This is a genomic window from Oscillibacter sp. CU971 (assembly GCF_905219725.1).
Taxonomy (GTDB): domain Bacteria; phylum Bacillota; class Clostridia; order Oscillospirales; family Oscillospiraceae; genus Oscillibacter.
This window is the reverse complement of sequence record NZ_CAJMXG010000219.1, coordinates 1-4,863: the sequence shown is the minus strand read 5'-3', so window position 1 is coordinate 4,863 and position 4,863 is coordinate 1. Positions and strand designations below refer to the sequence as shown.

General features: G+C 54.9%; 4 protein-coding genes. All 4 read left to right on the top strand.

Annotated features, from left to right (window positions below):
• Positions 1-337 precede the first annotated feature (337 nt).
• On the top strand, positions 338-739 hold the full coding sequence (locus JX325_RS12735) for a hypothetical protein (RefSeq protein WP_204791485.1): 402 nt from the start codon (positions 338-340) through the stop codon (positions 737-739).
• A gap of 25 nt (positions 740-764) precedes the next feature.
• Positions 765-2,228, top strand: coding sequence for a hypothetical protein (locus tag JX325_RS12730; protein WP_204791484.1), 1,464 nt, complete (start codon positions 765-767; stop codon positions 2,226-2,228).
• Positions 2,229-2,273: 45 nt separating this feature from the next.
• Positions 2,274-2,726 (top strand): DUF4176 domain-containing protein, encoded by a 453-nt coding sequence (locus tag JX325_RS12725; protein WP_243414077.1) that lies wholly within the window; start codon positions 2,274-2,276, stop codon positions 2,724-2,726.
• 75 nt (positions 2,727-2,801) lie between these two features.
• Positions 2,802-4,863, top strand: a 2,062-nt coding sequence (locus JX325_RS12720; protein WP_204791483.1) for a hypothetical protein, incomplete at its 3' end; no start/stop codon positions are given.

Below are 4,863 nucleotides of genomic sequence, written 5' to 3'. Positions count from 1 at the left end.
TTTATCATGCGTAATACTGCCGTTGACGATATAATTTTGAATACTGCTGGAGCGGTGTGCGGCTATCTTATTTATCGGCTTATCCAAAATCATTTTCCAAGGTTTGCTGCTGGATTTTTGTGCCAAGAGCAGTGATGGGAGGACTTCCTATGAAAGCATTGAAAATTCCTGTGAAAAAATATTTTTGGAATTATCGGCGTGGCAATTCTTGCAATCGCCATCCTGTGGGGGGACTGAGGTTATCCCCAAGGGCATAGGAAGGTATGTCGCAGCAGAATAAGGAGTGACGATTTGCATCTAATATTGGGGTTTAGCGTTGGAAGATAGGTGTGAGATTATGAATTTTACTGTCTACGCAGGAATTGGAATTTTACTTGTTTTAACGATAATCGGAGTACTTATTTTGTTAAGACGCAATTCCTTCAAATCTGAAAATAGTAAGCGAATATGTATTGTGGCAGGGACTCTGCAAGCGGTCCATATAATATTGTATTTGACTGGATTATTGGAGAAAATCGCTCAAATCAATGTTTATATTGCATTCGGAATTTGTGCTGTTGTTTCCATCATATGTATTTTGATGTCTGGCTGGATGTTGCTGCCTTTTTCAAAGTTTAAGCATGGAATAAAGTATCTGCTTATGTTTATTGCTATACTTCAAGTGATTAGTACGATTATTATATTTTTGTTGCCCGAAGCGGGTATTCCACCGTTAATCCAATTTTCAGTAAATACATAAAAATCTACTTTTAGGAGGAACCATCATGAACATCCAAAATATAGGAAACATCCCCAACATCACCATCCAGATCACCACCGGCACGCCCCAGGCGGGCTTCCGCTGTGACCCCAGCGCCGCCGCGACTTCCGGCAGCGGCACGTCCCAGGGCTCCGCCCGACTGCTTCACCTGGACCTCTCCGACCGCAAGGGCTACCGGGAGGACTACTCCATCCGGGACGCGGCGGAAGGTCTGTGGAAGAAGGAAAATTTTGATTTCAACATCTTCGACCCCGCCAGCATTCAGCGGATGCAGGACCGTGTGCGGCAGGGCTCCTACACCATGAAGCCCACCGACGAGGAGTTGTCCGCCTACCTGGACACCCTGCGGCAGAACGGTCTGGACGGCTCGGTGGACTGGACCGGCCTGACGCGGGAGTTGGAGGCGTTCAAGACCACCACTCCGGAGGAACTGGAGGACGGGCTGGACTATCTGGCTTCCCGCTATGTGGCGGCGCGGGATAAGCTGGAGCGCAATTACACCGGCGAGGAGCTGACCGCCCAGCTTGCCAAGCTGGAGGAGGTCTATCAGGCCGGGAAATCCGGGATGATCGACGGCTACACCCAGGCTTTGCAGGACAATCTGGGTCTCTCCGACAGCGACGCCCAGGCAGTCCGGGACAGCTTTTCCACCATTCTCGCGGAGAAAGAGGAGACGTACCGGGGTGCGTTGAAGCAGGTCCATGAGGCCGTGGAGCAGACCGGCCCCGACAGCGTATGGCTGAAGAACCACGACGCCTATATCGCCTCCCAGCTCCGGGCGGCGGACAAGGCCGGTCAGAGCGAGGCCCGATACTCGGTGCAGGACTTGGCCGCCGCCGGGCAGATCGCCCAAAGCTACCGGACGGAGATTTTTGATGCATCCTTCTGCGGGCGGAACGAGGCAACGCTGGCGCTGGGCCTGTCCCTGGCGGACATGAAGGCAGAGACGATGATCTCCAAGGGACTGGTGAGCGAAAACATGGCCGCGTTGCTTCGGAACAGCCGCGCTCAGGGGCACGAAAACGCGCTGACGGCGCTGGACCAGGCGCTTGCCCAACGGGAGAGCCACCTTGCCCCTGGCGAACCCAAAGGGACATTCGCCCCTGTGGATCGCTCCGTGTTCCAGGGCATCTACGACGCCACGCTGAACGCCTTCCGGCAGAATGGCGGTAATGGGGCCGGGGCTATCCGCGCCGGGGCCTCCTACGGGCAGAGTATCACCGCCCAGGCCACTGCCCGGAATCCTCAGGCCCTGCGCTGGGGCATCAGCATGGAGAGTTATTGGAAGAACTTCTACACCGCTCCCGATGCCAAGGAGGTTTCGCCGCTGGAGAAAAGTGTAAACCGGCTGATGGAGCAGATCGGCAAGCCCTCCAGCCTGGGCAGTTCCACCTATCAGAAGTACGCGGACAGCTGGCGGGACTTCCTTGCGGCTATCGGCGGGGGCGGAGTGAATATCCGGGCGTGATAAATCGCCCAAATAAATATTGTCTTTATTTAGGGGAAATTTGCTATGAGCATGAATAAAAGATTACTTGCTGTTGCGCTGATGTTTTCGCTGTTTATGTCTCTTGCGGCCTGTAGCAATCAGGAGTCTCCATCGAATGGTACTCCGGAAAGCGGAGCAAAAGGCGAGGTATCTGATATCTCTGTTGAATACAATGAAGACGAATTTTTGCCGATTGGATCAGTCGTTCTTCTGGAAGGCGGAAACAAACGGATTATGATTTGCGGGCGTATTCAGGCACAGGCTGGTTCAGATATCATTTATGATTACTCCGCCTGTTACTATCCAGAAGGAATTGTTGATCCGCAATCCATGTTCTTCTTTAACCGAGACGCTATCGAAACCGTGTATTTCCGTGGCTACGAGGACCAGGACGAATTAGATTATCGGCATGATGTGTTGGATCAATTGGGCGAACTGGAAATTCGGGACGGAATGATTGTTTCAAAAGGGAGTTGAAACGAAGCTGATCCCCATTCACAGGGGATAGAGAGCTATCCCTGACAGCAGATATTCAAAACGGAGGCAGCAATCATGGAACTGGAATGGGAACAGGGGCGGCAGTCTTCCCGTACCGCCGCGGCACTGGCCGGGGCGTTCCTGGGCGCGGCGCTGGGAGCGGACTGCTTTCTGGCGGCGAATTACCTGATCGGCGGGATTCCTGCCTTACTCTGCGGAGCGGCAATCGCATTCTGGGCGGTCAAGGGCGGGGTGTTGTTTGCCAACAGGAACAGCCAGGCTGTGGTGTTGCTGGCGCTCTTTCCGACACTTCTCTGGGGAATTTTTGTCAACCATTTGAGTTTCGCCCTCGCTGCCGCTCCTGGCGATCCAGCAGGCATACAACAGGCGTTCCTCAGTCCACTGTTCTTCACAGGCGGCACCAACTACTGGTTTCAGTTGGCTGGATTGTCAGCGGCAGCTTTGGGTTCCTGGACTACCCTATTCCGTGACGCAAAGAAAGAGCAGGAATTTCTGGAGCGGGCATCCCGCCCCTGCAAGCCTCCCCAGGAAGCGCCACCTGCGGATCTGGAGATCTACCTGCCCAAGCACGCCTGGATACGTCCCTGGCTCCTACAAAGGCGCATCACCCAAGGACTGTGGCTGACGGTTCTCTTTCTCCTCGTCTGGCTTCCGGATCTGCTTGGACATGAGTTGGCCTTGTTCTACGCCCTATGCGGTATGGGCTTTAGTTTTTTGGCGATTGCTTCCCTGCCTGGACCATCCGGGCATATTCTTGCGGCCCGTAAGGTGATGTACGCCCGAAAGGACGGACAGCTTTGGCTGATTGCGATGCAGCGCATCCAGGATGCCACCCTTCATGTGCGGTTCCCAAAGCTGGCACAGATATGGGATCAACTGCCGCAGACCCAGCGGACCCGCTTCAAGGCGTCCATAGTCTCTCTGCTTTCAAAAGAAAATAACATTGCCGTCAAGATCAGCAGACCCAGTCTCGAATACCAGAACAAATGGAGATGGGTCATATCCAATGACGTGGGGCGTAAAGCCCCTATTCCAAAGGTCTATCCCAAATTCAGCCCGGTTCCTGGCGATACGGAACCACTCAAAGAGGCTGTGCCGGTTTGGTGGCGCAATCCTATGATGACTCTGGTGATCACCGTGTTCTGTCTGACGGTGGGCATTCACATCGGGCTGGAAGAGGAGCGCCAGGCCGCGCTCCTCCCGCCAGAGCCTCCCCCGGTGGAGTCTGTTGTACCTGACCCGGAGGATTCCACATCCGTCACCAAGGCCATAGCGCCAAAGGTAATTGGAGACTACTACTTAAACGGCCTGATCCTCCGGACGGATGACGCCTTCCAGGCGTCCACGACCCAGCTGGAGGATCAGGAGAACGGCCTCACCTACCAGATATCCCTGCAATACGGTGTAGGCGAGGAAGCCGCCCAAATTTCCCTGGAGAGAACACAGGGAGAAAATGTCCGCTGCCTCCGCCCGGACAGTGAGGAATTCCTCTGGGGTATGGGGGACAACGGGGTCACCTATCGCTACAATCTTCGGACGGTGCAGCTCCCACACGAGCAGACTGCCCACACCGGCGCGGCCCTGTCTGAGCGGGGCACGCTGATCATCATTGAGTGCGTCCACGATGACGATAGCGATGAGGAGCTGGCGCGGGGGACGCTGTTGTATATGCTGGAAAACCTCCAGTTTACCGGGCCAGCCATTACAGAGGAAAACTATCAGGAGCAGCTCCGCCCGGCCATCAACATGGGCTTCAACTACTGCGGCCAGGCGTTCTTCAAGGCACCGGAGGGGATGTTTGAGTACGATGTGTTTCTGGATACCTTCATGCCCTGCGGCGGAAAGATGAATTACTACGACGACGGTATCTCTATGATGACCAAGGCCCACGGCCTCCGGGTCTCCGCCGCCATTGTTCCAAACGAGGGAACTGCCATGGATGTGGTGGAGCAGGCGTATCAGGATCTGAAAGCGGCGGGGCGGCAGTACGATGAACAGACGCTGTTCCAGGATGCTTACAACGAGGAGGGCAACAACGCCTGCCGCCTGACAGTCTACTATGACGGGGGCCGTACCCGCGTCACGGTGCTGGTGGCCATAGAGGAGCAGGAGGGGT

What these genes read in the sequence shown, in the direction of transcription:
- JX325_RS12735 (WP_204791485.1), top strand. Translation starts at nt 338, where the DNA reads ATGAATTTTACTGTCTACGCAGGAATTGGAATTTTACTTGTTTTAACG.
- JX325_RS12730 (WP_204791484.1), top strand. Translation starts at nt 765, where the DNA reads ATGAACATCCAAAATATAGGAAACATCCCCAACATCACCATCCAGATC.
- JX325_RS12725 (WP_243414077.1), top strand. Translation starts at nt 2,274, where the DNA reads ATGAGCATGAATAAAAGATTACTTGCTGTTGCGCTGATGTTTTCGCTG.